Here is a 26,890-nt window from a genome sequence, read left to right as displayed (position 1 = left end):
GACATGACGTCTTTTTGCTGCTAACGCTGCCTGCGTCAGTGCCATCCCAGCAGGGGCCGTCCCGATTGACCGGTCGAATCTTCGCGACCTATCTGATTGAAACCCGCTATCCCCTGGAGGTTGCGGCAGCCGCTATGGCGGGCGAACAATCCAGCGGGACCTTCCGCGCCCTTCCCGGAGAGACGCCGGAGCTGCTGGAGAGATTTGGGGCACGCGTCGAATTCATCGACGATGTCGTGGAGGTCGAAAATGAGGCACTGCCGTTTTCGCGTTCCCCGAAAGCTGCGAAAGCCACCAAACCGCGCCGGGCAAGGGTCGGGCTTTCCTGGAATATCGAGAATACGGGGACCGTGCTTGCCTCGGTCTGGTCGACGGTTCTCGGCAACTTGTTCGAGTTGCACCATTTCTCGGCCATACGGCTGCTGGACGTCACCTTTCCCGATCTCTTCGCCGATGCCTACCCGGGGCCGGCTTTCGCCATCGAGGGAACGCGTCGTCTGACAGGTGTGGAAGGGCGCCCGTTGATCGGCACGATTATCAAGCCGAGCGTTGGTCTCACACCGGAGGAAACGGCGGCCCTTGCCGACACGCTGATTGCCGCGGGCCTCGACTTCATCAAGGACGACGAACTGATGGGGGATCCTCCGCACTCGCCGTTCGAGCGCCGCTTTGAAGCGGTCATGGCGGTGATAGATAGGCATGCGGACAGAACCGGCCGCAAGGTTATGTATGCGGCCAACATCTCGGGAGATCTCGACGCCATGCGGCGTCAGTTGGACCTGATCGACCGGCGCGGCGGGACTTGCGCGATGCTCGTCTTGAATTCCGTCGGTCTGTCCGGCGTCATCGATGTGCGGCGGCATTCCGCCGTTCCCCTTCACGGTCATCGCGCGGGCTGGGGCCTCTTCAGCCGCTCTCCCGACATTGGCATGAGCTATCTCGCCTATCAGAAATTCTGGCGGCTGGCGGGGATCGACCACATGCACGTCAACGGGCTGTCCAATAAATTCTGCGAGCAGGACGAGTCGGTGATGGCCTCGGCCCAGGCTTGCCTGACCCCGATGTTCGGGCGAGCGGACCGTCCCGACACGGTCATGCCGGTGTTTTCGTCCGGACAGAGCGCGGTTCAGGCGGGCGACACCTTTGGCAGGCTCGGCTCGAACGATTTCATCTATTGCTGCGGCGGCGGCATCATGGCGCATCCAGGCGGGCCGGCCGCAGGTGTGCGAAGCCTGCATGATGCTTTTGACGCCGCGGCCGCAGGCATTCCTGCGCGTGATTATGCGGCCACGCATCCTGAACTCGAGGCCGCGCTGCAAGCGTTCGGCTGAATTCGCGCCGTCGGCGCACCATCATGGGAGGAAACCAATGACAACATCCGTAGCTGTGCTTGGAGCAGGGGGGAAGATGGGCTTCCGAGTGACCCGCAAGCTGGTCGGAGCGAGCTACGACGTCCGCGCCGTGGAAATCGGCGAGCCGGGCCGTAAGCGACTGGCGGAGGCCGGCATCAGCGCCGTCGCCGTGGAAGAGGGCGTTCCCGGAGCCAGGGTCGTGGTGATGGCTTTGCCGGACAATGTCATCGGTCAGGTGGCGCAGCAGATCTCGCCGATGCTCGCGAAGGGCACCATGCTTCTCATTCTCGATGCGGCGGCTCCTTACGCCGGCGATCTGCCGAAGGATCGGCCGGATCTGACCTATTTCGTCGGCCATCCCTGCCATCCCCCGCTCTTCAATGACGAGGCGGAGTGGGCGGCCCGCCGCGACTATCACGGCGGCATAGCCAGGCAGTCGATCGTCTGCGCCCTGATGCAAGGCCCGGAAGAGCACTACGCGCTGGGTGAAGAAGTGTGCAAGGCGATGTGGTCGCCAATCATCGACAGCCACCGCGTCACGGTCGAACAGTTGGCGATTCTCGAGCCGGGCCTGTCCGAAATGGTTGCCATGCCGTTTGTCGACACGATGGTCGAGGCTGTCGAGGAATGCGAACGCAAGTATGGCATCCCCAGAAAGGCTGCTCTCGATTTTCTGATCGGCCACCTGAATGTCGAGATCGCCATGTGGTTCGGCTTCTCCCCGAAAGTGCCGTCGGATGCGGCGCTGCGCCTGATGCGCTTCGCCAAGGGCGTAGTGGTCCGCGACGATTGGCGTGAGGCTCTTTCTCCGGCCAAGGTGAAGGAAGCCTCCGAGCTGATCGTCTACGGCAAGGGAGCTTGAGCGCAGCCTGCGATGCCAAGGATCGTATCGGTATCGACCGCGCTCTTCGATGGCTATTCCATGGAACTGGCCATCGAAGAAATCGCCCAGGCCGGGGCCATGCATGTTGAGCCAGCCTTCATTCGTGGCTATGTCGATTTCGATGAGGGCATGTTCGCCAGCGCGAACGCTTCGAAGCTGCGGGTAACAGCAGAAACTGCCGGGCTTGGGATCAAAGCCGTATCGGCTCATCTCGACCTATCTGGGCGAGACGCGGTGGATGCGTTATCCCGGCGTGCCGCCTTTGCGGCCAGTCTTGGCGCATCCTTCCTGATTACCAATGCCGGCCCGATGAGGAATCGGGCGGACATCCGAAGGACGATCGATGCAGTTCTGCCGAGACTGGAGCAGGCCGATGTCGCTCTGGCGCTCGAGAACCCGGGACATGGTAAGGACGATCTGTTGGGCAGTGCTCGATCTGGGGCAAGCTTCATACGCGAAATCGGATCGCGGCACGTCTGCCTGAACCATGACGCCGGAAATGTTTTCACTTACAGCCAGGAGGTAACTCAGCCGGCGGAAGATATCGCGGCGGTTATCGACGCGGTTGGTCACGCGCATTTAAAGGATGTTGCCAGCGGTGACGCAGGTTGGGCGTTCTGTGCCCTCGGCGAGGGGGCCGTCGATTACCAAAAGTATTGGCCCGCCCTGCCGTCGGCGCTTCCGGTCAGCATCGAAATGCCCTTGCGATTGGAGCGCCCTCAGCGCTTCGACCCGCAACGGCGAAATACCCCTGTCGATATCCCGACCGTTCGCGCCGCACTGCGGCGCTCATTGCATTTCGTGAACTCGCTGGAGGCCGCCGGAAACAGCGCGGTGTGAACGCTGGCGCTTGTTCAGACGATGTCTGTCCAGCCGCCCCGAATCGCTGCCGCGGCATTTGCGAGACCGGAAGCAGCCGGTCCGCTAGACATCGTCGTCCCCGACAAGGCATGTGGTTCTGCTCGTTGGTCATACCAGTCCTCTGCAATGGTTTCGGTAGAACGGTAGGCCCGCGGCGAGAAGGTCGGGGCTTTGGTTGCCTGCGAGCCGGAAGTGACGCTCGCCGGCGGCACCTATATCGACCTGTCCCCGACTGAGGCCTATGTCGACGGCACGATGGTTTCGGCCAAAGGCTGGACCGCGCTTGCGGCCTTCATCCGCGAATGCCTGAAAGTGCTCGGCACGGAAATCCGGCACGGCTAAGTTTTGGTACGCAGAAGGTACTTGGAGCGGCCGAGCGTTTATACCGCTCCGAGTACAAATCAGGTCGCAACTTTCGTCAGGCCGCGAGAGCGGTTCAGAGTTTGATAGAAACGCTGAACCGCTCTAACTCTATTTTTTTGCGCAATTCCGGACAGAAAACCGCTGCGCACTTTTCCTGGAATTGCCGCTAGCGCCTTGCGTTGCGCCACTCCTCGTACTCTCCACGAGCATCGTCGTGCAGCGGATAATAGCGCTGCAGGGGTGCGCCCTGCATGAGCTTCTCTCGGGAAAACTCTTCCCAGTCGTGGTGCTTCTGTGCCTCGTCGATCACCATGGGGGCCATCGAGACGGGAACCACCACCGCCCCGTCGTCATCTGCGACGATGATGTCGCCGGGGATCACCGTGACGCCGCCGCAGGCAATCGGGACGTTGACGGCATTGGGATAGATGCTGGTCTGCACATGATAGTTTGGCGTCCAGCCGCGGAGCCATAGCGGCAGATCGAGCTTCTCGACATTGGGCCGGTCGCGCATGCATCCATCGATAACGATGCCCGCGCCGCCCCGGCCCTTGAAATAAGTCGACATCATATCGCCGAAGACGCCCGAGCTCATGTCGCCGCGCGCGTCGACTACGACCACGTCGCCCTCCTGCGCGTTATAGAGCACGTGCCGGTGCAGTTGCGTTTCCGGATCGGTATATTCTCCCTCGTCGAACAGGTCAGGCCGCTGCGGCAGGAACTGCAGCGTCAGCGCCGGCCCGACGATCGATTTGCCATGGTTCTGCGCCACCGGACCGACCATGTGCGGCTTGCGAAAGCCCATGTGGCCGAGCGTGCCAGCTACCGTGGCGGCGCCGATCTCCTTCAGCGCGTCGATCAGCTCCTTAGGCGGTCGCGTGATGTCAGGAGTATGCGTCATTATCGGGACTCCGGTTGGAATTGAACTACCAGTTGGTGACGGAACCGTCGCGGCGCTTGAGGTGAGGCGCTTCCCAGAAACGGAAACTCTGCGCCTTGATCGCCGCCTCGTTGACCTCGATGCCCAGCCCCGGCTGGTCGCCGACCGGGTAATCGGTGCCGTCCAGCCGTGGTTGCACGGGGAAGAATTCGGAATTGTCGAAGCCCAGCTTCCTTTCCGGCACCCTGGTCTCGAGCCAGGCGAAGTTGGGCACCGCCGCACCGAGATGGATGGTCGCGGCCGTGCACACCGGGCCGAGGGGATTGTGCGGCATCAGATCCACATAATGCGCCTCACTCCAGCCGGCGACCTTCATCGCCTCGGTGAGCCCCCCGACATTGCAGACATCGAGCCGGTTGAACTGGTGGATGCCGCGTTCGATGTAGGGCAGGAACTGCCACTTGCTGGCGAATTCCTCGCCGATGGCAAATGGGATATCGGTCATCCTGCGCAGGGATTCGTAAGCCTCCGGCGTCTCGTCCCGTATCGGCTCCTCGAGGAAATCAAGCACGCCGCGACCGAGCTTGCCGCAGAAGCTCGCCGCCTCGGCGACCGACAGCCGATGATGGTAGTCGACGCCGAGCACCACGTTGTCGCCCAGCGCCTCGCGCGCCTTGTTCAGCATGGCAGCGGTGGCGCCGATCGACTCGCGCGGCTCGAAAATGTCCTTGCTGCTTTGCCCGGCGGGGAAGAAGCGGATCGCCTGCCAACCTTGTGCGCGCAGTTCGCGGGCGCGTTCGATGGCGGCATCGCCTTCGGCCTCGTCTCCGGTCGAGGCGAAGGTCGGGATGCGGTCGCGCTGCTTGCCGCCGAGCAACTCATAGACCGGCACGCCCAGCGCCTTGCCTTTGATGTCGTGAAGGGCGATGTCGATGGCGGAAATCGCCGCCTGTAGAACACGCCCGCCTTCGAAATACTGGCTGCGATAGGTTTCCTGCCAGGTCCGGCCGATCTGCATCGGGTCGCGGCCGACGAGAAACTCGCGATAATGCTCGAGCGCGCCGGCCACGGCCTTCTCGCGACCGCTCAAGCCGCTCTCGCCCCAGCCGAAGATGCCCTGGTCGGTCTCGACCTTGACGAGCATCTGGTTGCGCGTTCCCACCCACACCGGATAGGGCTTTATCGCGGTGATCTTGAGCTTCGTCGTCATTCGGGCCACGTTCCGCTCGCGTCAGCTGGCCTTGAGGGCCATTTCGGTTTCGCCGTCGAACAGGTGCATGCGCTCCTGGTCGAATTCGAGCCAGATCTGTTCGTCAGGCGCGACGGCGATGTTGGGCGAAACGCTGATGTTGACGATGGCGCCGGACAGGAAAGCCTGGACGAAGGTGACGTCTCCGGTCGGCTCCACCGTATAGGCCTTGGCCGGAATGGCGCCGGGAACCGCGCTCTTGTGCAGCTTGATCGTCGAATGTCGCGCGCCGAGCACCACCTTCCTGGTGGTCGCTCTCTGGACCTTGCGCGCATTGAGTTGCGACAGCGCGAGGTTCCAGCCTTCGGTGCTCGTCAGTGCTGTGCTGCCGTTTGCCGTCGATACCTCCAGCGGAATAAGGCTCATCGCCGGACTGCCGACGAAGCTTGCGACGAACATGTTGGCGGGATGTGCGAAAACCTGCGCGGGCGAATCGTATTGCTGAAGGTATCCGCCATTCATCACCGCCATCCTGTCCGCCATGGTGACGGCCTCGAGCTGGTCGTGCGTTACATAGATGATCGTCGCCTTGAGGTCCTGGTGGAACCGCTTGATCTCGGATCGCATCTGTACGCGCAGCTTTGCGTCCAGATTGGAGAGCGGTTCGTCCATCAGGAATACCGCCGGATCCCGAACAAGGGCCCGGCCGAGCGCCACGCGCTGTTGTTGCCCGCCCGAAAGTTCGCGCGGCTTGCGTTCGAGCAGCTGCGTCATGTCGAGCACGCGCGCCGCTTCCCTGACCTTCTTGTCGATCTCGTCCCGGGGCAGCTTGCGCATCTGCAGCGGGAAGGCGAGGTTCATGTAAACGGACTTTTGCGGATAGAGCGCGTAGTTCTGGAATACCATGGCGATATCCCGATCCTTGGGGTCGAGGTCGTTGACCACCCGGTCGCCGATGAAGATGTCGCCTGATGTGACGGAGGTCAGGCCGGCGACGAGATTGAGCGTCGTCGTCTTGCCGCAGCCCGAAGGACCGACGAGCGCGACGAACTCGCCGTCATTGACCGTCAGCGAAACCTCGTTGACGGCTTTGAAGCCGCCATAGGTCTTGACGAGATCTTTGAGGACCACATGCGCCATCCGAAACTCCCTAGTGCTTGACCGCGCCCTCGGTAAGGGCGCGCACGAAGTATCGCTGCAGGAGGAGGAACAGCACCACGACGGGCACGCTCATCATGAAACTGGCCGCCATCAGGCCAGGAAAGTCCGTCGTGTTCTCCGAGAAGAAGCGCTGGATGCCGACCGGCAGCGTCAGCTGTTCGTTCTTGGAGAGGAAGGTGTAGGCGTAGATGTACTCGTTCCACGCGCCGATGAAGGAGTAGATCGCGGTGGCGATTATCCCCGGCGCCGAGAGCGGCATCACGATCATCACGAAAGCCTGGAACCGCGTCGCCCCATCGATCCGGGCCGCCTGCTCGAGCTGCACCGGAATGTTGTCGTAAAAGCCCTTGAGCAGCCAGATCGCCAGCGGCAGCCCGAAAGTGAGGTAGGTGAGAATGAGCGATCCATGCGTGTTTACCAGCCCGATCGCGCGCATCAGGATGAAGAGCGGCACCAGAAAGATCACCGCCGGGAACATGTTGCGTAGCAGCACGGCGAAGAACAGGAAGCTCCTGCCTGGGAAGGTGAAGCGCGAAAAAGCATAGGCCGCCGGGACCGCCACCATCACAGAAAGGATCGTCGTGGCGGTCGAGACGAGAAGGCTGTTCCAGAAGAAGCGCAGGAAGTCCTGGCCGACGCTGTTCTGCGGATCGAGCAGTTTTTGATAGCTGGCAAGGGTAGGCTGGTCGGGCCACCATTGCGGCGGAAGTTGCATCGCCGCGAAGCCGGACTTGATCGAGGTGAGCAGCATCCAGACCATCGGCAGCGCGGTGTAAAGCAGCATGAACAGCAGGAAGATGCGCCCGCCCCACCGCCATCCGTCGAGGCGCACGCGGCGGCGGGTCTGGCCCCGTGAGCTTGTCTCGGCAATCGTGCTCACGCGTTTGCCTCCCTCCGCTCGTTGCCGCTGAGCGCACGGACATAGAAGTAGCCAAGCGTCATCAGGATGAGGAACAGCAGCACGGAGTAGGCCGCCGCCACCCCCCAACGCTGCCGGCCGAAGGCGAGCTCATAGATGTGAGTGATCCAGATATGCGATGCGTTCGACGGCCCGCCGCCGGTCATGATCCAGGGGATGATGAAGGAATTGAAGTTGGCCACCGCCAGCAGCAGGATCGTCACCGTCGAGACATTCCTCAGATGCGGGAAGGTGACATGCCAGAAGCGCTGCCATGCATCGGCGCCGTCGACTTTCGCGGCGCGCAGCAGCTGGTCGGGCACTGTCTGCAGGCCGGCCATCATCATGATCATGGCGAACGGAAACTCGCGCCAGATGTTGACGACGATGAGGGAGGGCAGCACCGTTGAGACGCTGTCGATGAAATTGGGCGGCCGGTCGGCCCATCCGAGCTCGACCAGCACCGCGCCGATGATCCCGAAATCCGAATGGTAGATCCACTTCCAAATATAGGAGGCGGCGACCGCGCTGATAACCCAAGGAATGATCAGGATGGCGCGTAGGACACCGCGTCCGATGAAGTCGCGGTGCAGCGCCAGCGCGGTGGCGAATCCCAGGACAAAGGAGATGAAGGTGGAGGCAAACGTCCAGATCAGGGTGTTCAGGGTGACTTGCCAGAATACCTGGCTTGTCAGGATGGCCGTGTAATTGTTGAAACCGACGAAAATCTTGTCGCGGAGCTGCAGGCCGGGCGGCGTGTTGAAGAACGACAATTCGATCGTGTAGTAGATCGGATAAGCGATCACGATGAGCATCACGGCAATCGCCGGAAGCACATAAGCGTAGTCGGCGCGATGCTCCCACATCTTGCGGAGCACATCGGACCTGGCGGATTGCAATGGTCGGCGAGCCTCGGCCTTGCCGCTCACGATCGTCACTTTGGCGTGCCCTTGTTCATCGTAAGGAACCGGCTGCGTTGTCGGCGCAGCCGGTGAAATCGCAGGTCAGGCTTCCAAGTCAAAGAAGTAGAGCATGATGTCGTCCGAAACCCGCTTCACACTTTTCGGCATCATGCTCTAGAGTCCGCCGCCCATCAGGTCTTTCACCTTCTTGGCCGCGTCGTCCGCCGCCTGGTCGACGGTCATGGCTCCGGTCAGGGCGTTCTGCAGCATGTCCGGGATGATGATGTTCATGATCTCGGGCGACTGCGGCAGCGCCGGGAAGGGGATGCCGTAGGGCAGCATCGATGTCGTGACATCGAGGAACTTGATGCTGTCCAGACGCTCCTTCATCCATTTGGTCTTGAAGCCGTTGAGATTGCCGGGATTCGAGCCGGCATAGGCCATCTTCAACGACCATTCAGGGCTCGTCCACATGCAGATGATGGCCTTTGCCGCCGGCTCGTCCACCTTGCCGCCCTCGACATATTCAGGCTTCAGGATGTGGATGTTCGAGCCGCCGAAGACCACGGCGCGTTTGCCGTCGGGACCCGTCGGAATTAGGCCGTAGCGCATGTTGTCGATGACGGTCTGTGCCTTGTCCTTGTCGGTGCCCGTTGCCTTCTTCTGCAGGTCGAGCATGACGTTGTAGTCGGACGGATGCGAGATCATCATGCCGAGCTGGCCGGCCAGGAACAGCGGCTGGTTGTCGGCCTGCTGGTTGGTGAGCGCCGAAACCGGAACCGATTTGTCGCGAACATACATGTCGTAAGAGGCCTGCAGCGCTGCCTTGCTCTGCGGGCTGTTGAGCTCGATCTCCTTATAGGTCGGGTTCGCCGTGGCTTCATCGAAAACGCCACCGCCATAGGCCCATAGCTGCGGCATGAAACGGTAGGGCGTGTTGCCGGCATTCTTGCGCGCCACTAGGCCGTAACCGGCAATGCCGAGCTTGTCGTGGATCTGCTTCGAATATTTGACGACGTCGTCCCAGGTTGCCGGAGGCTTGTTCGGATCGAGACCCGCGCGCTTGAAGATGTCGGCATTCCAGATGAAGGCCATCGTCTCGTTGTTGGTCGGAATGCCGTAGGTCACGCCGTCCCAGGTCACGGCCTTCATGGCGCCGGGCCAGAAATCCTCGCTCGAATAGCCGACATCCTCGGGTTTCAGCGGCTGCAGATAGCCCTTCGAAGCGAACTCGGTGCCACCCAGGATTTGCAGGCGGACTGCCATCGGCGCGGCATTGCCAAGGAGCGCGGTGCGGAACTTGTCGAGCAGGTCGTTGTAGGTGAGGGCCTGTTCCTCGAGCTGAATGTTCGGGTAGGTCTTGCGGAAGGTTGCGAAGAAGTCCTTGTAGTATTGGCGCAGGAGGTCGGGGTCGCCCTCGAACACGCCCTGGTACCAGAATGTCAGTCGCCCCTTGTAGTCGAGCGGGGTGACCTTGGCGCAATCGCCGGCTGTGTCAAACTCCTGCGTGCCAGCAATCGAGCGCACATATTCGGGCGACCACTTGCTCAGGTCGACCGGGGGCGCGGCAAGCGCCGAAGCCGACATCAGCGATATCGTCAAAGCAGTGGAGACAGCGCCGCGCAGGACGGCACCGCCGACTGTGATCCTCCTCATAGGTCTCCTCCAGGTTCTCCCATGCCGCTCTGCGTCGAGGCAGGCGGTCCTTGGCCGTTCGATCGCAGGATATTTCTCCGCCCTAATGTATCCCTTCGATCACTTTGTACGTTTTCAGATCGCAGAATGGCTGTCAACGCAACAAATCGTACATTGTTCGTCGAAGATGTGCATGATATCGGTCGGATCGTGTATTGGACTAAGGGGGATGATGGCCTTGGCGGGAACGAGCGATTTCAAAGCAGAGCCACCCGAGGGGATTGATGCTCTCGGGGCATCAAGCGAGGGCGCCTCGCTGTACGAGCAGATAAGGGAAGACATCATCGAGGGACGGCTGGCTGCCAACGAGCGGCTGGTGGTCACCGATCTCGCTCGCCGTCACGGCACCTCGACCAATCCCGTGCGTGAGGCGCTGCAGCTGTTGCGTGGCGAGGGCTTCGTCACCTTCGTTCCCAACCGGGGCGCGCGCGTCCGGCCCATAGATCAGGATTTCGTGCGCGATATCTACGAGATTGGCGTTCTCATCGAGCCCGCCCTGACGCGCTGGTTTGTGGGAATGGCGACCGAGGAGGACATTGCCGAGCTCGAACGTCTGCAAGGCCTGATCGAAGAGAACAACTTCGCCGACACGTTCAGGCACAGCGAGCTGGATACCGCGTTCCACACCGTGATGTACCAGCGGCACTATAACCGCCATGCCGCCGAGCTTTGGTGGAAGCATCGCGAAGTGCTGCGGGCGGTGAGCCGGCGTTTCAATTTCACGCTTGCCCGACGCGCGGCGATCATCCGCGAGCATCGCGAGCTCATCGCGCTCGTGAAATCGGGAGACGCCGACAAGGCAGCCGAACTCATTGCCCGCCATGTCGAGGGCTCCGGCCGGCATGTCCTCGAACACATGCGCGCGCGCAGCGCCGCCCGGGCAGGGTAGCCGATCCGCAACACCGTCAGCCTGGCCGTTTCAGAGAGGGTAATTCAGATGAAAATCACGAGTATTCGGCCATGGCTGGTCAAGTCCGACGCTTCATACTGGGGAGAGTACCTGTTCGTCGAAGTGACGACCGACGAAGGGGTCTGCGGCTGGGGCGAGATCACCACGACGACGAAGCTCGCCAACCGCGCGCTGTGCACGATCCTGCGGCAGATCGGCGCCGCCGTGACGGGCGAGGATCCGGCGCGCATCGAGCATCTGTGGCACAAGATCTTCCGCAGCTTCACCTATATGGGCAGCCGCGGCGCCGCCGTCGAATGCGTGAGCGCCATCGACATAGCGCTTTGGGATATCCGCGGCAAAGTCCTAGGCAAGCCGATTTATGAGCTGCTGGGCGGGCCGGTGCGCGATGAAATCGCGCTCTACACCCATCCCGACCAGGCCAAATTCACCAGCAAGGAAGCCGTCGTCCGCGAAATTCGCGGCATCGTGGAGTCCGGCCACACCGGGCTCAAGTTCGACCCGTTTCCTCACCAGGGTCCAAGCGTCGATGGCGTGGCCCGCGAAAGGCGGGACGGCTATCTCGACGGCAGCATGACCCGCAAGGACGAGCGCGAGGCGGCCGAGCTCACGGCTCTCATCCGCGAGACGGCGGGGCCCGATGTCGACATTCTCATCGATGCGCATGGTCGCTTCGACGTCCCCACCGCCGTTCGCCTCTGCCGCAGCCTCGAGGAAGCCGGCCAGATCGACTGGTTCGAGGAGCCTTGTCCGCCCGAGAGCCTCAATGCGCTCAAACAGGTGCGCGACAAGGTCAGCGCCCCAATCTCCTGGGGCGAGCGTGGCCACACGAAGTGGGATTTCGTGCCCGTGCTCGAGAACAAGCTCGCCGACTACATCATGCCCGACGTCACCTGGACCGGCGGCATCACCGAGCTCAAGAAGATTTCCGCCCTTTGCGAATCCTATTACGTCCCGGTCTCCCCGCATGACGCTGCCGGGCCGATCAACGTGGTCGCTGGAGCGCAGGTGATGATGACCGTTCCCAACTTCTACAAGCTCGAAACCTCGGAGTGGGACCTCTCCAAATACGATCACCTCATCGACAGACCGCTCGACGTTTCGAACGGCAACCTGAAGCTGACGTCGAGGCCTGGCCTCGGTGTCGAGATGAACCGCGACTACTTGCAAGCCCACGAGATCGAGCTGGGCTAGCACTACGTAGGCAGGCCCGGCGGGCGGGGCCACTCCGAGCGGAACGAGGACCAATCATGCCAAAGATGGATGGAGCCGACGAGGCTCTCAATCGGATCAACACGAATTCCAGGCCGTCCGAGCTGCGTATCACCGATATGCGGGTGGCCGAGATCGTCGGCGCGCCATTCACCTCGGCGCTGCTCAAGATCTACACCAACCAGGGTATTGTCGGGCTTGGCGAGGTGCGTGACGGGGCCAGCGCCACCTATGCGCTGATGCTGAAGAGCCGGCTGCTTGGCGAAAACCCCTGCGATGTCGACCGCTTGTTCCGACGCATCAAACAGTTCGGCGGCCATGGGCGGCAGGGCGGCGGCGTGTCGGCCGTCGAGATCGCGCTGTGGGATCTCGCCGGCAAGGCCTATGGCGTCCCGATCTACCAGATGCTGGGCGGCAGGTTTCGCGACCGCGTGCGCGTCTATTGCGATACGGACGCCGAGAAGCCGAGCGGCACCGAGACCGGCAAGCGCCTCAAGGCGCGCATGGAGCGTGGCTTCACCTTCCTCAAGATGGACCTGGGCCTGATGCAGATCGCCCACATTCCGGGTGCTGTGACATCGCCCGCCGGCGCGCTCGAAGGGTTTCACGCCAATCCGCGCGGCCGCGGCGGCACGCTCGAGGAGCGCAAGGCCCGCAATCTCGCTTACGACGCGCAGAACGTGCGGCACCCGTTCACGGGCCTGCATTTCACCGAAAAGGGGATAGACCTGCTCGAGCAGTATATCCACGAAGTCCGCGAGGTCATCGGCTACGAGATTCCTCTAGCCATCGACCATGTAGGCCACATCTCGCTGCAGGACGGCATTCGCCTGTCGCGCCGTATCGAGAAATACGTGCCGGCCTGGCTCGAGGACGTGATCCCCTGGCAGTACACCGACCAGTACCGGCAATTGCAGCAGGCGACCTCGGTGCCGATCTGCACCGGCGAGGACATCTACCTCAAGGAGGGCTTCGAGCCTCTGCTGAGGAGCGGAGGTGTCTCCATTATCCATCCGGACCTGCTCACCAGCGGCGGCATCCTTGAGACCAAGAAGGTCGGCGACATGGCGCAGGAGCACGGCGTCGGCATGGCGATCCACATGGCCGAAAGCCCGATCGCCGCGATGGCCGCGGCGCATGTCGCGACCGCGACAGAGAACTTCATGGCGCTCGAATACCATTCCGCCGATGTCGACTGGTGGGACGACATCGTCACCGGTCTTCCCAAGCCCCTTGTGAAGGACGGCTTCATCACCGTTCCGGACAAGCCGGGTCTGGGGATCGATGACGTCGTCGACGAGGTGATCAGCCAGCATCTGCAGCCCGGTGTCACGGGGATATGGCAATCCACCGAGCATTGGGACAATGAATATAGCTGGGACCGGACCTGGAGCTAGCCCGGGTTCTCCGCCCTCATTCTCCCAGGCTCACAGGGCCACCGCCCGAGCATTCGTGTCGACCTCTCCCAAGGGAGAGGCGAAAAAGAAACGGACGAAACCATGATCTACGAACTGCGTATCTATGACTGCCTGCCGGGCAGGCTGCCGGCTTTGCTCAAGCGCTTTTCCGACCAAACGCTGGCCATATGGGAGAGGCATGGCATCCGCCAAGCCGGGTTCTTCACCACGGTGATCGGCGAAAACAGCAATCGCCTCACCTATTTCCTAGCTTGGGAATCGCTGGCCGAGCGCGAGGCGAAATGGACGGCTTTCGTCACCGATCCGGTATGGCACAGGGCCCGGGACGAGTCTGAGCGCGACGGGCAGATCGTTGCCAATATAAGCAGCCAGCTGCTCACGCCGACAGCTTTCTCGTCTGTGAAATAGGACGGCGCCATGAAGATCACCGACCTGCGCTGCGCCGTCATGGGCAAGCACCCGATCGTCCGCATCGTCACCGATGAGGGGCTCTATGGCCTTGGCGAGGTCGAGTTCACCAAGACCTACCTGAAACCCTTCGTGCTGCATTTCCGCGAGGCGCTGATCGGCGAGGACCCGACCGACGTTGAACGGGTGATGCTGAAGATCCGCCAGCGCGGTTCGTTCAAGCCCTATGGCGCGGCGGTGAGCGCCATCGAGCATGCGCTGTGGGACATCGCCGGCAAGGCTGCGGGCGTGCCGGTCTACAAGCTGCTCGGCGGGAAGGTGCGCGACAAGGTGCGCGTCTATAACGGTTCGATCCGCCGCAGGCGCACGGGCGACCGTCCGGAGGATTACGCCGCCGACGTCAAATGGATGATGGAGCAGCCGCAGAACTTCTTCATGGTCAAGCAGGGCATCTCCTTTCACTCCAACATGAAGGACAGCGTCGAAGGTTTTCACTACGGCGTGACGCAGAAGAAGGCCGGCTATCACGGCGCCATGGATCAGGGCGTCATCAGCGAGCGCGGTTTCAATCACATGCTCGACTGCGTCATCGCGATGAAAGAGGTGCTGGGTGACAAGGTCAGCCTGGCCCTCGACTGCGGGCCGGGCTGGATGTTGCCCGACGCGATCAAGTTCGCCCGCGCCGTCGAGAAGTACAATTTGATGTGGCTGGAGGACATGCTGACCGGTGACTATGTGCCGTGGGTCAATCCGCAGGCCTATCGGGAACTGACCACCTCCACCTCGACGCCGATCCATACCGGCGAGCAGATTTATCTGCGACACAATTTCAAGGAGCTTATCGAGACCCAGGCTGTGCGTGTCATCGGCCCCGATCCGGCCGATATCGGCGGCATTGCCGAGCTCAAATGGGTCGCCGAGCACGCCTACATGCACTCGATCCTGATGGCGCCGCACGGCACCGCCAACGGCCTGCTCGGTCTCGGCGCGCTGATCAATGTCTGCGCCACCTTGCCCGCAAACTACATCGCCTTCGAATATCCAAGCGCCTCCAACTCTTGGTGGGAGGACCTGGTAATCGGTCTGCCGAAACAGATCGTGAAGGACAGCATGGTGGACCTGCTGGAAGCGCCGGGGCTCGGCCTTGATATCGACGCGGAGGCGGCCAAGAAATATCTCAGGGAAGAGGATGCGGGCTTCTTCGACTGAGCTTCCCACCATCTCGTCTCGATGGGCTTCAGTGAGAATTTTAGCATTACTAATATCCCGTACAGATGCTGGCTGACCCACGACATGGACTGGTTCCGCCATCACTGCACTTTCTCGTTTCGGGTAACGGAGCTGCGGGGCGACCGCCCCTGGCCGCCGATAGCCCATGGCGTTCGTGGTTGCCGCCCGCTTTGGCTCAGGCACGGCAATCGCCCACCGAGAGATGTGCTACAATTTGTGCTACCCATTGTGATACAAATCGGTCGTCAAAGAAGAAAAACAAAGCAAAAACAAATGAGTAGAGAACGGAGTGATCCCAGCCAACGGTACCATCGGCTTCTCCCGTAAGGGTGCTGATTTTTCGATTTAAATGGATGTTTCGATCGTGGGTGGTGCGTCTGCTTGCGATGCCGCAAATTGTGCCACCTATTGTGACGTAACGTCGACGCCTGGTGCAGATCCTATGGGAAAAGCGGGTAGTCCGGCGGGACGAGTAAACTAGTGAAGCCTGCCCTTGGGAGGCTTGGCGGCCAGCCACTTCATTCTGGCTTTAAGCTCCTGCTCAAGCTCCAGCGTGAGCCGGACGATGGGATCGGGAATCCAAATCAAATCCGTCGCGCCCTTCACCAACCGCGTCTCGGCAGCCGAAACCTCGGAGGCCGCTTGTGAGCCGGCCGATTTCGACAGAAGTTGCGAAAGGCGTCGTCGCTGGGCGGCGTGAACTTCTTCCAACAGGTTCAGGAAACTCAGAGCATCCGTCGTCGGCAGGCTTTTGCTTCTTAGTCGGGTAATCCGCTCGTGCTGGCGCGCAATGTGCAGCTCGCCATGCCGAACATGCCTTTGTGCCATGCTGATGTGATCATCGAGAAGCATCGCGCATAACGCGAAAATACTCATGTCGTTCCAACTCCCGCGCGGCAAGGCGGGTTAAATCGCCAGCGGTTTCATTTCGTCACGAAGTCCGCTGGCACCCAGCTTGCAAAGAAACCTTGCCGGGTGGTCCGACAGGCTGTCGGGGCTGAGGGTCGACCGCCTGGGCGGCCGCCACCAGGCCTACGTTGAGCGCCGGCTCGTCCTCGCACGGCCGCGGGTTGGAGCCTGGGTCATTTCAGCGGCCCCTTGCGGTCGCGTGACCAGAGCTGGTCGAACATGCTGAGCGCGGCACTCGGTCCGGTAGGCTCCAGCAGGCCCTGCTCGGCAGCCGCTTTCTTGAAGGCAGCAAAGGCGATGGCCGGCCGGCAAATTCCATTGGCCGCGTCTTCCACCAGACGAGCCGCCTTCAGATAGGCCGGTGCGTCCTTGTTTTTCCATGCCCCGCCAAGTGCTTTTTTGGCATCGGCGATCGAGGAAACCACCATCGTGCCGCCGCGGACGAAGCGAATGGTGAGCGGCAAGAATCTGCCCATGCCTCGTCACCAGCCTAACCACCCGCTCGTAGGCCAGCCGAGGCCGACGAAGGGTGCCGCTCTCAGGGCGGTCACTGCGAGAACGAGAGGGGCTTTGTTCGTCCGATAGGATTTCATGGCGCCACCGCACGGATCGAGATCGCCATAAACGAAATTGCCGCGGCCCGGTTGCATCCAATCGAGCAACGGCGGGTTCAAGCACGAGCCGGGCGGCAGACGACCGGGCGTTGGGTGGCAATGCCAACCTTTTCTGTTCGGCCGCGTTGTCCCGAGAGAGAAACAAAGGAGAAAGCAATGCCGACGAAATCCGTCCGAGCGACAAAATCCGCTACGCCGATGGCGTCCACCTCACCGGCCAAATCCGCCACCGAGCACGCGGCGAGCCGGCAGCGGAGCGTGCAGCGCAAGGTCGACGCGGCCGACCGCGCCAAGCCGAACGGCAAATCCAAATCGCAGGGAGCCATGCAGGCCGGCGCCAGGCAATATCCAGCGCCGCCATTCCCCAAGCAGCATCATCCGAAGCCCGGCGAGGAATGGGCGATCGAACCGGCGCCGCTTTATGACGCGCCGTTCTGGCAAGGGTCGGGCAAGCTGGACGGCAAGGTGGCCCTGATCACCGGCGGCGATTCCGGCATCGGCCGCGCGGTGGCGGTTCTGTTCGCGCGGGAAGGGGCGGATGTCGCGATCGCATATCTCAACGAGGACCGCGACGCAAAGGTGACGAAACAGGCAGTCGAGGCTGAAGGCAGGCGCTGCATCACGCTTCGCGGAGACGTCGCCAGACGAACCTTTTGCCACAAGCTGGTCGAGCAGACCGTCAAGACGTTCGGCAGGATTGACGTGCTCGTCAACAACGCGGCCTTCCAGGTTCATTCGACCGACTTCGCCGACCTTACCGAGCAGCATTTCGACACCACGCTGAAGACGAACCTCTATGGCTATTTCCACATGGCGCAGGAGGCGGTGCCGCATATGAAACCCGGGTCGGCGATCATCAATACCGGTTCCGTCACCGGCATCGAAGGTTCGAAGGATCTGGTTGACTATTCGATGACCAAGGGCGGAATCCACGCCTTCACCCGGGCACTCTCCGGCAATCTCATCAGCAAGGGCATTCGCGTGAACGCGGTGGCGCCGGGCCCGGTATGGACGCCGCTCAACCCCTCGGAGAAGGAGGCTGAGGACGTTTCGCGCTTCGGCGCGAAGACACCGATGAAGCGGCCCGCCCAGCCGGAGGAGATCGCGCCGGCTTATGTGTTTTTAGCCTCGCCGCAATGCTCCAGCTACATCACCGGCGAGATCCTGCCCATCATAGGAGGCTACTGAACACCGCCCGGAAGGCTGGGCAAAGCCCGAGGAGAACCCTCCAGGCGACTTCGGCCGTGCGGCGGGGACATGCCCGCGGCCGGCCCGCCATGATCCGGGCGCCGACGAACTGGTTCGGAACAATTGAACCTGATCGTTATTGACTTCAGCGGGCCGCGTTAGCCGGACCTGGTGGCAGAGAGAACAGGATGATTTTTCCGGCTTCGCATCCTGGCCAACGAAAAGGCAGTCGAGCTCTTGTCCCACCCGGCCCGCATCGGTTCGAGGCGGGCAGCGCACATGGTGCAGGACAGGAAATCGAAGACCGGCTGGCCTCAAGAGGCCTGGCCACTGCTGAAGCAAAGCGTAAGCGGCTACATCGACGACAACGCCTTGAGCCATGGCGCGGCGATTGCCTTTTATGCCACCACCTCGCTTGCGCCGATCCTTCTGATCGTGGTGGCGGTCGCCGGCATCGTTGTCGGCAGAGACGCCGCGCAACTCGCGCTCTCGGCCGAGATATCGGGCGTCATGGGTCCGCAGAGTGCCGATCTCCTGAAGGCCACGATCGAGACCGCTTCGCGCGGATGGTCCGGCGCGCTCGCCACGATCATCGGGCTGGTGACGCTCCTGATAACGGCCTCTGGCGTCTTCGGCGAGATGCAGCAGTCGCTGAACAAGATCTGGAAAGTCGAACCAAGCGATATGTCGCTTTCGAGCCTTGTGCGGGCGAGGATAGCGAGCCTTGGCCTCGTGGCGGCGCTGGGCTTTATGCTCCTGGTGTCGCTCGCGGCGAGCACGGCCATCTCGGCATTGAGCGATGCGATCAACCAGCGCCTGCCGTTCGGCGAACTGATCGTGAGTTCCATCAACACGGTCGTTTCGTTCCTGCTGATCGCGCTGCTCTTCGCGGCGATCTACAAAGTCCTGCCGGACCGCAGCCTCAAATGGCGGGATGTCGCCGTCGGCGCCCTGGTCACCGCGCTTCTGTTCACCGTCGGGAAGTCGCTGATCGGCTGGTATATTGGCAGCAGTTCGATCGCGACCTCCTACGGCGCCGCAGGTGCGCTGATGGTGGTGTTGCTGTGGGTCTATTACTCGGCTCAGATCTTTCTGTTCGGCGCCGAAATCACGCGCGCCTATTCGGTGAGCAACGGAAGCCGCGCCGATCTCGCGCCGGTTGTGAAGCAAAAGACACGAAAGTGACCAATCGCCACGTGCTTGACAACGGAGCTGCTTTTCCAGGCTGACCTGCACGAACCAGGTCGAGTGCCCGTGGAACTGAGTCCCCCTGAAACGACTTATGGTTTTGGGGCGGGCACATAGTAAGGGTGATATGGCCGACGATGAAACCGCATTTCACCTGCTCGCGAGACGGCGACAGGCTCGCGGCGACCCAGTGCGCGCAACCGCTCCGTCATCGTCATCGGCGCCTCCGCGGGCGGGGTCGAGGCGCTGAACAAGGTAGTGAGCGATCTTCCCGCCGATTTGCCGGCGGCCGTGTTCATCGTGGTTCATGTCGGGCAGGTCAGCTATCTGCCGGGGATTCTCCAGCGCGTCGCGGCGCTCAAGACCTCTGTGGCCGAGAACGGCGCCAGAGTCGAAACCGGCAACATCTATGTGGCTCCTCCCGGAGCTCACCTCCTGCTCCATGACGACCACATGATGCTGCGCCGCGGCCCGCGCGAAAACCTCGCCCGGCCGGCGATAGACCCGCTGTTCCGCTCGGCAGCGCTGAGCTACGGCGCGAGCGTCATCGGCGTGGTGCTGTCGGGCGCGCTTTCCGACGGTACTGCCGGCCTGCGGGCCATCAAGACGGTTGGCGGGCTCGCTGTGGTCCAGCACCCCAAGGACGCGCTGGTACCCTCCATGGTAGAAAGCGCGCTGCGTTATGCCGAGATCGACCATTGCGAACCCGCCGCCAAGCTTGGCGGCTTATTGGCGAAACTGGCGGCCCAGCCGGCGGGTGAAACCTTGCCGGCCCCACCGGCGGTCAGGCTGGAGGCGGCGATTGCCGCGCAGGAGCATGCGTCCATGCAAGAAGCAGATCGACTTGGCGAATTGTCGGTGTTTACATGCCCTGAATGCCACGGGCCGCTGTGGGAGATCGAAGACGGTGACATGCTGCGTTATCGGTGCCATACCGGTCACGCCTTCACCGCCGACGCGGTGATGGAAGCGCAGGCGATCGAGGCGGACGAGATCCTGTGGAGCCTGTTGCGGACACACCAGCAGCGGGCTGAATTTGCCCGGCGCGCGGCCGAGCGGGAAAGAACTAAGGATCGCTCCGGACTCGCCAGCGAGTTCGGCAAGCGGGCGAGGGAATACGAAGCGGATGCCGCTGTTATCGAGCGCATCCTGGAAAGCAGGCGGGCACAGGCAGGCAATGGCGCAGGCGGCGAGGAAGGCAAGCAAAAAGAAAGCAAGCGCTAGCTCGCGCGACGGCGCGAAAGAGGCCACGTCCTTCCCGATCATAGGCATCGGCGCGTCGGCCGGCGGCATCGCGGCATTGCAGCAATTCTTCCCCCAGGTGCCGGCCGACAGCGGCTTTGCCTATGTGGTGATTCAACATCTCGACGCCGAGCACGAAAGCGTCCTTGCCAGCATCATCCAGCGCTCCACCACGATGGAAACGCAAACGGTGGTCGAGGGCATGGAGATCGAGCCCGACAAGATCTACGTCACGCCGCCAGGTGTGTCGGTGATGCTGCGTGGCCAGCATTTCCATATGACCAAGATGGTGGCGACGCGCGCCAGGCGGACGCCGATCGACGATTTCTTCACCTCCCTGGCCGAGGAGCAGTCGGAACAGGCGGCAGCGCTGATCCTCTCCGGAACCGGCAGCGACGGCACGATCGGACTGAAGGCGGTGAAGGAGCGCGGTGGCCTGACGCTTGCCCAGGAAAGTGCCGAATATGACGGCATGATGCGCAGCGCCGTGCAGACCGGCCTGGTCGACATGGTGATGCCAGCCGAGGAGATGGCCGCAAAGCTGGTTGGTTATTTCAACCACGCCAACCGCAACGAAAGCGAGCGCGACCGCCGCAACCGCGATGTAGCCGACCAGCTTTCGCGCATCACGGCGCTGCTGCGCGTGCGAACCGGCCATGATTTCAGCGGCTACAAGGACAATACCATCCTCAGGCGCATTCAGCGCCGCATGCAGGTGCTGCAGATCGACGACCCATCCGCCTTTTACGAGCGGCTACGCGACGAGCCACAGCAGATCGATCTGCTGTTCCAGGACCTTTTGATCGGCGTCACCAGCTTCTTCCGCGACGAGCACGCCTTCGATGTCCTGGAAAGACTTGTCATCCCCCGGCTGTTCGAGGACCGCAAGCCCGACGAGACGATCCGCGTATGGGTGCCGGGCTGCGCCACGGGCGAAGAGGCCTATTCGATCGCCATGCTCCTGAAGGAGAATGCGCCACGGGGCGCCGCCTCGCCCAATCTGCAGATCTTCGCCACCGACATCGACGAGCGCGCGCTGGAGGTGGCTCGCGCAGGCCGCTATCCGGCGACGATCGCGAGCGACATCACGCCCAAGCGCCTGAAGGAGTTCTTCTCCCGCGAGGACGGCACTTACCGCGTCGCAGCCGAACTGCGGGAGATCTGCCTGTTCTCCTCGCATAATCTGTTGCGCGACCCGCCCTTTTCCAAGCTCGACCTGGTCGCCTGCCGCAACCTCCTGATCTATATGGGGCCGGAATTGCAGGAAAAGATCGTCCCGATCTTCCATTACGCGCTGCGCAACAACGGCTATCTCTTCCTCGGATCGTCGGAGAACGTGACGCGCCATGCGCGCCTGTTCTCGACCGTCGACAAGACGAGCCGGATCTTCCAGAAACGCAACGGGGTGGCGGCACAGCGGCTGCCGGAATTCCCGCTCGCGGCTGCTGCCAGGCAGGTGCCTAGCGCGCGCCCTCAGGCGAGGACAGGAACGCTGCAGGAGGCGGCGGAGCGCCTTCTCGTCGAGCGATTTGCGCCGGCTTATGTCGTGGTCAACGCCGGCGGCGAATTGATGCACAGTTCGGGCGGCACCGGCAAATATCTCGAGCTCGCCGCGGGCGCCCCCGACCACAACGTCTTTTCCATGGCAAGGCGGGGCCTTCGCATGGATCTCCGTGCCGCGCTCCACAAGGCGGCCAGCACCGGACAGGTGGCGATCCAGAACAAGATCACCGTCGGCACCAATGGCGGCCGCCAGACGATCAGCCTGGCCGTGCAGCCATTGCCCTCCGACGGCTCGTCGGACCCGCTCTACATGCTGGTCTTCCGTGACGTCGGCGGCATCAAGCCGGAGTCGGAGGACGAGCCGGTCCACACGACCGACGATGTGGAAAGCGCCAATGTCAGCCAGCTCGAAAGGGAGCTGAGGGAAACCAAGGAGCGGTTGCAGATCACGACGGAGGAGCTCGAATCCTCCAATGAGGAGCTGAAATCCTCGAACGAGGAACTGTCCTCCATCAACGAGGAGTTGCAATCGTCCAACGAGGAACTGGAGACTTCCAAGGAAGAGCTGCAGTCGATCAATGAAGAGCTGCAGACCGTCAATGCCGAGCTCCACATTCGCGTCGATGAGCTCAGCCGCGCCAACAACGATATGGCGAACCTGCTCGAAAGCACACAGATCGCCACCGTGTTTCTCGACCGCGACCTCTGCATCAAGAGCTTCACGCCGACGGCGCGCGACCTGTTCAGGCTGGTCGAGAGCGATGTCGGCCGGCCGCTCGCGCATGTGCGCCCGCGTTTTCCCGCCGACGGGCTGCAGACTGACATGGAGCAGGTGCTGCAGCGGCTCGGCACCATCGAGCGGCAGGTCGCGGGCACCGACAGCGGCAGGCGCTACATCATGCGCGTCCTGCCTTACCGCACAGTCGACAACGTCATCGCCGGCGTCGTCGTCACCTTCGTCGACGTCACCCAGATCGCGCGGGCGGAAGAAAGGATCGGCGTGCTCTCGCATGATTTGCGCAATCGCGTCGAAAGCCTCGAAACCCTGCTCGACCTGGTGCCGGTCGGTATCTTCATCGCCGAGGACGGCGGCGGCGCGGAGATACGCGCCAATCGGCGTGCGGTGGAGCTCGCGGGACTGCGCGCCACCGGAGACAAGCTAATACCGGTGCCAGCTACCCTGCCGCTGACGCTCAACGGGGCCAAAGTGGACGCCGCCGACCAGCCTCTGTTCAAGGCGATCCGAACCGGCAAGGCAATCCCCGGCTATGAGGCGAAAATCCTGCGCGAGGACGGCTCCGGCATCGACGTCATGATGTCGGCCAACCCGCTGTTCGACGAAAACGGCAAGGTGCGTGGCGCCATAGCGACGCTGGTCGACATATCCAGCCACAAGGAATCCGAGCGGGCCCAGGAGAGGCTGCTGCATGAGCTGCAGCATCGCGTGAAGAACATTCTCGCGACGATCACGGCGCTCGTCGGGCGTATGATCCGCTCGTCAAGCTCGATGGGCGAATTCGCAGCCTCGTTCCATGAGCGGCTGCACGCGATGGCCCGCACGCATGACGTGCTGTCTTCCCACAATTGGGGCGATGCTGACCTAGAGCAGCTGCTCAGGGCGACATTTTCTCCCTACAACAGCACGCAACGCCAAAACCTCATCCTCCATGGCCCGCCGTTCCATCTCGATGCGGCAACGGCGGCCGCACTAGGCATGGTGTTCTTCGAACTTGCCAGCAACGCCGCCAAATACGGGGCCCTTTCCGCCGACACCGGCCACGTCGAAATCTCCTGGGCCGTCGTGAAGCCGGGCAGGCTTTCGATCCGCTGGAAGGAAGTGGGCGGCCCGCCCGTGCGGGAGCCGTCGCGAAGGAATTTTGGAACCACTTTCATCCAGCAGAGTTTAGAGTACGAGTTGGGAGGGAGTATTTCTTTGGACTTCAGGCCGGCCGGCCTGGAGTGTTTGCTTGAGATTCCCCTGTCCCGGACGTAAGCGTCGAGCCTTTGCCCAGGCACGCATGAACAAGAGCGCTCCATTGTCGGGCCTGCGCATCCTCGTCGTCGAGGACTCTTTTCTGGTTGCGCTCGATCTCTCCGACGAGTTGACCGACGCAGGGTGCGATGTCGTCGGTCCCGCGCCCTCCGTCAAACAGGCGCTCAAGCAGATCGACGGCATCGAGTTGGATGGCGCGGTGCTCGACGTCAACCTGCAAGGCGAACGCAGTTTTCCGCTTGCCGAGCATCTCGCCGCCCGCGACGTGCCGTTTGTTTTCCTGACCGGCTATGACAGCACAACCGTCTTTCCCGATCAGTTCCGCGATTCACCAAGGTTGTCGAAGCCGGTCGACACCAGACTGCTGTTCGAGGCGATTTCACGTTTCAGCCAGCATAAGCTTTGAGCGGTCCTCTCCCGCAGCAGCGCCTTCCGTCGCCACGCACAGGTCCATAACCACGCAAGATTCGGCTTGCGGGACGCGACACCTGACGGCCGGATCAGGCCGACTTTGCGGCGGAACAAAACATCTGATTTCGCGGTTCGAGCTGGTTCTTTTAGGCGCGCTGGCTGAGCCCTCTAGGCAAGTTCGTTTCGAACAGGAACGATCATCTTTGTCACGCATTGTCCCAGATCAAGACTCATCTGTCTCTGCTGGGGTTCGAACCGTGCTACCCAATGGTCATGCCGCGCCAGATTGTGCACCGGCTGAAATCGCCGTCGTCGATCTGATCCCCGCCTTGCGCGCTTTCGCGCGTAGTTTTTGCCGTATTCCTGATGACGCCGACGATTTGGTTCAGGAGACCTTGACCAAAGCGCTTGGCAATTTGGACAAGTTCGAACCGGGAACCCGATTGAAGTCCTGGCTTTTCACCATCATGCGCAATACGCACTATACGCGCGTCAAGGCTGCGGCCAGGGAAGCGCCGGGGTTGCTCGATTGCGCCTCCAGCCGACCGGTTTCGGAAGCCACCCAGGACTGGTCCCTTCGGAGCAAGGAAGTTCATGGGGCCATCCAGAAGCTTCCTGCGCATCAGCGTGAAGTATTGGTGCTGATCGGTGTGCTGGGGGTCAGCTACGAAGAAACGGCTGAGATATGCGATTGTGCGGTTGGAACCGTGAAAAGCCGCCTCAACCGCGCACGCGCGCACGTTCTGGAACTCCTGGATGAACGCTCATCGCAGACGCTGGTCGAAAGGCAAGACCATCTCCTGGAAGACCGCTGGGACCGGGGCGCCGACCAACACCGATAGGCATCAGCTCTCCGGTTTGCAGTGACGCTTCTGGATCAGAGCATTCTGCAACTCGATCGCGAGTTCGGTCAGGCGATCAGGAACTCTCTCCTGCTCTATGGCCTTCAACAACGACGCAATCTCTTCGTCCACGTTCGGATTCTCCTGGCGGCCGACGTCGCGCTGGCTCGGACGAGTCATGTCATTCTCTTAGCAAACAGGTCCCTTAATTTCACGTTGAGACCATAGACGGTCGCAGTTTGCAAGGCGCAGCCGGCCGTCAATCGGCTTCGGCCCCGCACAGGCTGTGGGCAGAGCGAAAGACCTACCCGATCGCCTGGAGCGGGTTCGGCTTTCGGCGAATTGCTGACCCGCTCTGAACATTTTGTTCGCAAATCCGGACGGAAAACCGCGCTGCGTACTTTTCCTCGAATTGCTCTAAGCGCGCCTGCCGGGTCCCTAAGAAACCAAAGCCACCGCGACCTCAATCCATGGGGAGCCGGTTTGCCGCATTGTCCTGATATTGATCGGACTTGATGCGATCGCTATCGAGACCGCGCTCTTTCGTGTGTTGCTTCTTATCCCGGTTCGACAGCACGTCGTTTTCGCCGACCATGTCTTTCGGGAGCTCCGTATTCGCCCCGGCGCCCGAACCCTTGCCCCGACTGCCGCGACCCATATGTTTCTTGCCACCGGATGCCATCTTCTTCTCCTGGGCCTGTCAGCCTCTGCGAGAGTGGTTCGGCGTCCCAACTTCGGTCTTCCGGTTATGTTCCGCCGGAACGGCGAACAAGAAACGCGGTGCCGTCCCAGCGACGGAAAGGCAACTCGCCATCGACGACGACGTCCATGGCGCATGCGTGGGCAAGATGGCGGACATCGAAAGAATCGACGGCTGGCGACATGCGGTATGAATAGTTGAGAATGGCCGCCAGTCCTCCTGGCCGCAGCAGGCGCGCGATTTCGCTGAAGTGCCGATCGGCGACGCCGGCGAGCACCAGATAGGGGAAACAGTCCACGGCCAGCACACCATCAAAACCGCCGGCGACGAACTCGCCAAGATCGAGACCCGATGTTTGGCGGAACTCCACATTGCCGAGGCCGGCGCAGCGCTGGCGGGCGATGTCGAGCATTCCCGAAGAGATATCGATGCCGACAATGCGCTTTACTCTTTGGCGGAGCGCGCTCTCGAAGCGGCCGATGCCGCAGCCGATGTCAAGTATTGTCTTGTCTCTGCCCAAAAAGCCTTGTTGTTCCAGCCAAGAAGCAATCTCGGCAGTCGCGGCCGAAAGCTTCTCCTCGTTGCCAAGCGACGAGAGTTGGACGCTGGCAGCTGGAGAAATGGCAGCGGCCTGATCGAAGCTGCTAGCCAGCCTGCTGACAATCATCTCATGCGTTTCGCCGCCCAGACGGTCATGACGTACGGAAGCTGCCGTTGTCCGAAGATCGTCAAAGGAAATCTCCTTGCGAGAAAGCAGCATGGCCACTTCGTCAAGCCAGCCTCTCCGGCGAGGGGCATGTGAACGCATACCCAGTGCAATATCGGCCAACTCTGCCGGCTTGACGCCCGGCTGGAGATGAAGCGCCAATCTGGCGACCGCGACTTCGGCGGACAGGCCGTTTGCCATGCATCTTTCGAGGATGTGACTCGCGGTTATC

Annotated in this window: 25 protein-coding genes and 1 pseudogene; 15 read left to right on the top strand and 11 right to left on the bottom strand. The window is 61.9% G+C overall.

Annotated elements, in window-relative coordinates; translation table 11 throughout:
* Positions 1 to 65: 65 nt before the first annotated feature.
* The 4 genes and pseudogenes from P9273_RS27345 to P9273_RS27330 form a co-directional block, all read left to right on the top strand.
* The gene (locus tag P9273_RS27345) at positions 66 to 1,331 is read left to right on the top strand and encodes a ribulose-bisphosphate carboxylase large subunit family protein (protein ID WP_278051543.1); all 1,266 of its coding nucleotides are present in this window, start codon (positions 66 to 68) and stop codon (positions 1,329 to 1,331) included.
* 37 nt (positions 1,332 to 1,368) lie between these two features.
* Positions 1,369 to 2,214: a phosphogluconate dehydrogenase C-terminal domain-containing protein gene (locus P9273_RS27340; RefSeq protein WP_278051542.1), complete on the top strand. Its 846-nt coding sequence runs from the start codon at positions 1,369 to 1,371 to the stop codon at positions 2,212 to 2,214.
* A 12-nt stretch (positions 2,215 to 2,226) separates the two neighbouring features.
* Positions 2,227 to 3,075 (top strand): sugar phosphate isomerase/epimerase family protein, encoded by an 849-nt coding sequence (locus tag P9273_RS27335; protein WP_278051541.1) that lies wholly within the window; start codon positions 2,227 to 2,229, stop codon positions 3,073 to 3,075.
* A gap of 171 nt (positions 3,076 to 3,246) precedes the next feature.
* Positions 3,247 to 3,438 (top strand): annotated as a pseudogene (locus tag P9273_RS27330) (protease); the annotation flags it as partial.
* Positions 3,439 to 3,625: 187 nt separating this feature from the next.
* Here P9273_RS27330 and P9273_RS27325 read toward each other — a convergent pair.
* The 6 genes from P9273_RS27325 to P9273_RS27300 form a co-directional block, all read right to left on the bottom strand.
* Positions 3,626 to 4,360 carry a ribonuclease activity regulator RraA gene (locus P9273_RS27325; RefSeq protein ID WP_278051540.1) on the bottom strand — a complete coding sequence of 245 codons (735 nt, stop codon included), beginning with the start codon at positions 4,358 to 4,360 and terminating at the stop codon, positions 3,626 to 3,628.
* A 25-nt stretch (positions 4,361 to 4,385) separates the two neighbouring features.
* The gene (locus tag P9273_RS27320; protein ID WP_278051539.1) at positions 4,386 to 5,549 is read right to left on the bottom strand and encodes a mandelate racemase/muconate lactonizing enzyme family protein; all 1,164 of its coding nucleotides are present in this window, start codon (positions 5,547 to 5,549) and stop codon (positions 4,386 to 4,388) included.
* 21 nt (positions 5,550 to 5,570) lie between these two features.
* Positions 5,571 to 6,668: an ABC transporter ATP-binding protein gene (locus tag P9273_RS27315; protein WP_278051538.1), complete on the bottom strand. Its 1,098-nt coding sequence runs from the start codon at positions 6,666 to 6,668 to the stop codon at positions 5,571 to 5,573.
* Between the two features lie 10 nt (positions 6,669 to 6,678).
* Positions 6,679 to 7,569 carry a carbohydrate ABC transporter permease gene (locus P9273_RS27310; RefSeq protein ID WP_278051537.1) on the bottom strand — a complete coding sequence of 297 codons (891 nt, stop codon included), beginning with the start codon at positions 7,567 to 7,569 and terminating at the stop codon, positions 6,679 to 6,681.
* Positions 7,566 to 8,525 carry a carbohydrate ABC transporter permease gene (locus P9273_RS27305; RefSeq protein ID WP_278051536.1) on the bottom strand — a complete coding sequence of 320 codons (960 nt, stop codon included), beginning with the start codon at positions 8,523 to 8,525 and terminating at the stop codon, positions 7,566 to 7,568. Before P9273_RS27305 ends, P9273_RS27310 begins: the two co-directional genes overlap by 4 nt.
* Before the next feature lie 138 nt (positions 8,526 to 8,663).
* On the bottom strand, positions 8,664 to 10,145 hold the full coding sequence (locus P9273_RS27300; protein WP_278051535.1) for an ABC transporter substrate-binding protein: 1,482 nt from the start codon (positions 10,143 to 10,145) through the stop codon (positions 8,664 to 8,666).
* 217 nt (positions 10,146 to 10,362) lie between these two features.
* On the opposite strand from P9273_RS27300, the gene P9273_RS27295 reads away from it, so the two are divergent.
* From P9273_RS27295 to P9273_RS27275, 5 genes are all read left to right on the top strand, one after another.
* Entirely contained in the window at positions 10,363 to 11,073 is a 711-nt protein-coding gene (locus P9273_RS27295; RefSeq protein WP_278051566.1) for a GntR family transcriptional regulator, read from the top strand.
* Between the two features lie 48 nt (positions 11,074 to 11,121).
* Complete coding sequence (locus P9273_RS27290) at positions 11,122 to 12,288, top strand: mandelate racemase/muconate lactonizing enzyme family protein (RefSeq protein ID WP_278051534.1); 1,167 nt, start codon at positions 11,122 to 11,124, stop codon at positions 12,286 to 12,288.
* Between the two features lie 56 nt (positions 12,289 to 12,344).
* Positions 12,345 to 13,703 carry a mandelate racemase/muconate lactonizing enzyme family protein gene (locus tag P9273_RS27285; protein ID WP_278051533.1) on the top strand — a complete coding sequence of 453 codons (1,359 nt, stop codon included), beginning with the start codon at positions 12,345 to 12,347 and terminating at the stop codon, positions 13,701 to 13,703.
* A 102-nt stretch (positions 13,704 to 13,805) separates the two neighbouring features.
* Positions 13,806 to 14,132, top strand: a complete 327-nt coding sequence (locus tag P9273_RS27280; RefSeq protein WP_136091931.1) for an NIPSNAP family protein — start codon at positions 13,806 to 13,808, stop codon at positions 14,130 to 14,132.
* Between the two features lie 9 nt (positions 14,133 to 14,141).
* Positions 14,142 to 15,341 carry a mandelate racemase/muconate lactonizing enzyme family protein gene (locus P9273_RS27275; protein ID WP_278051532.1) on the top strand — a complete coding sequence of 400 codons (1,200 nt, stop codon included), beginning with the start codon at positions 14,142 to 14,144 and terminating at the stop codon, positions 15,339 to 15,341.
* 498 nt (positions 15,342 to 15,839) lie between these two features.
* Here P9273_RS27275 and P9273_RS27270 read toward each other — a convergent pair whose 3' ends face one another.
* Together P9273_RS27270 and P9273_RS27265 are read right to left on the bottom strand one after the other, a co-directional pair.
* Positions 15,840 to 16,238 (bottom strand): hypothetical protein, encoded by a 399-nt coding sequence (locus P9273_RS27270; protein ID WP_278051531.1) that lies wholly within the window; start codon positions 16,236 to 16,238, stop codon positions 15,840 to 15,842.
* A gap of 206 nt (positions 16,239 to 16,444) precedes the next feature.
* Positions 16,445 to 16,747, bottom strand: a complete 303-nt coding sequence (locus P9273_RS27265; protein ID WP_278051530.1) for a DUF982 domain-containing protein — start codon at positions 16,745 to 16,747, stop codon at positions 16,445 to 16,447.
* 336 nt (positions 16,748 to 17,083) lie between these two features.
* Between P9273_RS27265 and P9273_RS27260 the strand changes: the two genes are divergently transcribed.
* The 6 genes from P9273_RS27260 to P9273_RS27235 all read left to right on the top strand — a co-directional run bounded on the left by P9273_RS27260 (position 17,084) and on the right by P9273_RS27235 (position 25,252).
* Entirely contained in the window at positions 17,084 to 18,073 is a 990-nt protein-coding gene (locus tag P9273_RS27260) for an SDR family oxidoreductase (protein ID WP_278051565.1), read from the top strand.
* A gap of 279 nt (positions 18,074 to 18,352) precedes the next feature.
* Positions 18,353 to 19,258 (top strand): YihY/virulence factor BrkB family protein, encoded by a 906-nt coding sequence (locus P9273_RS27255; protein WP_278051529.1) that lies wholly within the window; start codon positions 18,353 to 18,355, stop codon positions 19,256 to 19,258.
* A 150-nt stretch (positions 19,259 to 19,408) separates the two neighbouring features.
* Positions 19,409 to 20,485 (top strand): chemotaxis protein CheB, encoded by a 1,077-nt coding sequence (locus P9273_RS27250; protein ID WP_278051564.1) that lies wholly within the window; start codon positions 19,409 to 19,411, stop codon positions 20,483 to 20,485.
* Positions 20,439 to 23,999 (top strand): CheR family methyltransferase, encoded by a 3,561-nt coding sequence (locus P9273_RS27245; RefSeq protein WP_278051528.1) that lies wholly within the window; start codon positions 20,439 to 20,441, stop codon positions 23,997 to 23,999. Before P9273_RS27250 ends, P9273_RS27245 begins: the two co-directional genes overlap by 47 nt.
* A 25-nt stretch (positions 24,000 to 24,024) precedes the next feature.
* The gene (locus P9273_RS27240) at positions 24,025 to 24,405 is read left to right on the top strand and encodes a response regulator (protein ID WP_278051527.1); all 381 of its coding nucleotides are present in this window, start codon (positions 24,025 to 24,027) and stop codon (positions 24,403 to 24,405) included.
* A 262-nt stretch (positions 24,406 to 24,667) separates the two neighbouring features.
* Positions 24,668 to 25,252, top strand: coding sequence for a sigma-70 family RNA polymerase sigma factor (locus tag P9273_RS27235; RefSeq protein WP_278051563.1), 585 nt, complete (start codon positions 24,668 to 24,670; stop codon positions 25,250 to 25,252).
* A 3-nt stretch (positions 25,253 to 25,255) separates the two neighbouring features.
* Here P9273_RS27235 and P9273_RS27230 read toward each other — a convergent pair whose 3' ends face one another.
* From P9273_RS27230 to P9273_RS27220, 3 genes are all read right to left on the bottom strand, one after another.
* A complete protein-coding gene (locus P9273_RS27230; RefSeq protein ID WP_278051526.1) occupies positions 25,256 to 25,432 on the bottom strand; it encodes a hypothetical protein in 177 nt (58 codons plus the stop codon).
* 283 nt (positions 25,433 to 25,715) lie between these two features.
* Positions 25,716 to 25,934 carry a hypothetical protein gene (locus P9273_RS27225; RefSeq protein ID WP_278051525.1) on the bottom strand — a complete coding sequence of 73 codons (219 nt, stop codon included), beginning with the start codon at positions 25,932 to 25,934 and terminating at the stop codon, positions 25,716 to 25,718.
* Between the two features lie 64 nt (positions 25,935 to 25,998).
* Complete coding sequence (locus P9273_RS27220; RefSeq protein WP_278051524.1) at positions 25,999 to 26,859, bottom strand: class I SAM-dependent methyltransferase; 861 nt, start codon at positions 26,857 to 26,859, stop codon at positions 25,999 to 26,001.
* Positions 26,860 to 26,890 lie beyond the last annotated feature (31 nt).

This window comes from Mesorhizobium sp. WSM4935 (assembly GCF_029625735.1).
In the GTDB taxonomy this organism is placed as follows: domain Bacteria; phylum Pseudomonadota; class Alphaproteobacteria; order Rhizobiales; family Rhizobiaceae; genus Mesorhizobium.
The sequence above is the reverse complement of the archived record's forward strand: the minus strand, read 5'-3'. Positions and strand labels throughout refer to the sequence as shown.

Bases quoted from the DNA above. Each gene is read 5' to 3' on its own strand.
- P9273_RS27340 (WP_278051542.1), top strand. From the start codon at position 1,369: ATGACAACATCCGTAGCTGTGCTTGGAGCAGGGGGGAAGATGGGCTTC.
- P9273_RS27335 (WP_278051541.1), top strand. From the start codon at position 2,227: ATGCCAAGGATCGTATCGGTATCGACCGCGCTCTTCGATGGCTATTCC.
- P9273_RS27325 (WP_278051540.1), bottom strand. From the start codon at position 4,360: ATGACGCATACTCCTGACATCACGCGACCGCCTAAGGAGCTGATCGAC.
- P9273_RS27320 (WP_278051539.1), bottom strand. From the start codon at position 5,549: ATGACGACGAAGCTCAAGATCACCGCGATAAAGCCCTATCCGGTGTGG.
- P9273_RS27315 (WP_278051538.1), bottom strand. From the start codon at position 6,668: ATGGCGCATGTGGTCCTCAAAGATCTCGTCAAGACCTATGGCGGCTTC.
- P9273_RS27300 (WP_278051535.1), bottom strand. From the start codon at position 10,145: ATGAGGAGGATCACAGTCGGCGGTGCCGTCCTGCGCGGCGCTGTCTCC.
- P9273_RS27290 (WP_278051534.1), top strand. From the start codon at position 11,122: ATGAAAATCACGAGTATTCGGCCATGGCTGGTCAAGTCCGACGCTTCA.
- P9273_RS27285 (WP_278051533.1), top strand. From the start codon at position 12,345: ATGCCAAAGATGGATGGAGCCGACGAGGCTCTCAATCGGATCAACACG.
- P9273_RS27280 (WP_136091931.1), top strand. From the start codon at position 13,806: ATGATCTACGAACTGCGTATCTATGACTGCCTGCCGGGCAGGCTGCCG.
- P9273_RS27275 (WP_278051532.1), top strand. From the start codon at position 14,142: ATGAAGATCACCGACCTGCGCTGCGCCGTCATGGGCAAGCACCCGATC.
- P9273_RS27270 (WP_278051531.1), bottom strand. From the start codon at position 16,238: ATGAGTATTTTCGCGTTATGCGCGATGCTTCTCGATGATCACATCAGC.
- P9273_RS27265 (WP_278051530.1), bottom strand. From the start codon at position 16,747: ATGGGCAGATTCTTGCCGCTCACCATTCGCTTCGTCCGCGGCGGCACG.
- P9273_RS27260 (WP_278051565.1), top strand. From the start codon at position 17,084: ATGGCGTCCACCTCACCGGCCAAATCCGCCACCGAGCACGCGGCGAGC.
- P9273_RS27255 (WP_278051529.1), top strand. From the start codon at position 18,353: ATGGTGCAGGACAGGAAATCGAAGACCGGCTGGCCTCAAGAGGCCTGG.
- P9273_RS27245 (WP_278051528.1), top strand. From the start codon at position 20,439: ATGGCGCAGGCGGCGAGGAAGGCAAGCAAAAAGAAAGCAAGCGCTAGC.
- P9273_RS27240 (WP_278051527.1), top strand. From the start codon at position 24,025: ATGAACAAGAGCGCTCCATTGTCGGGCCTGCGCATCCTCGTCGTCGAG.
- P9273_RS27230 (WP_278051526.1), bottom strand. From the start codon at position 25,432: ATGACTCGTCCGAGCCAGCGCGACGTCGGCCGCCAGGAGAATCCGAAC.
- P9273_RS27225 (WP_278051525.1), bottom strand. From the start codon at position 25,934: ATGGCATCCGGTGGCAAGAAACATATGGGTCGCGGCAGTCGGGGCAAG.
- P9273_RS27220 (WP_278051524.1), bottom strand. From the start codon at position 26,859: ATGGCAAACGGCCTGTCCGCCGAAGTCGCGGTCGCCAGATTGGCGCTT.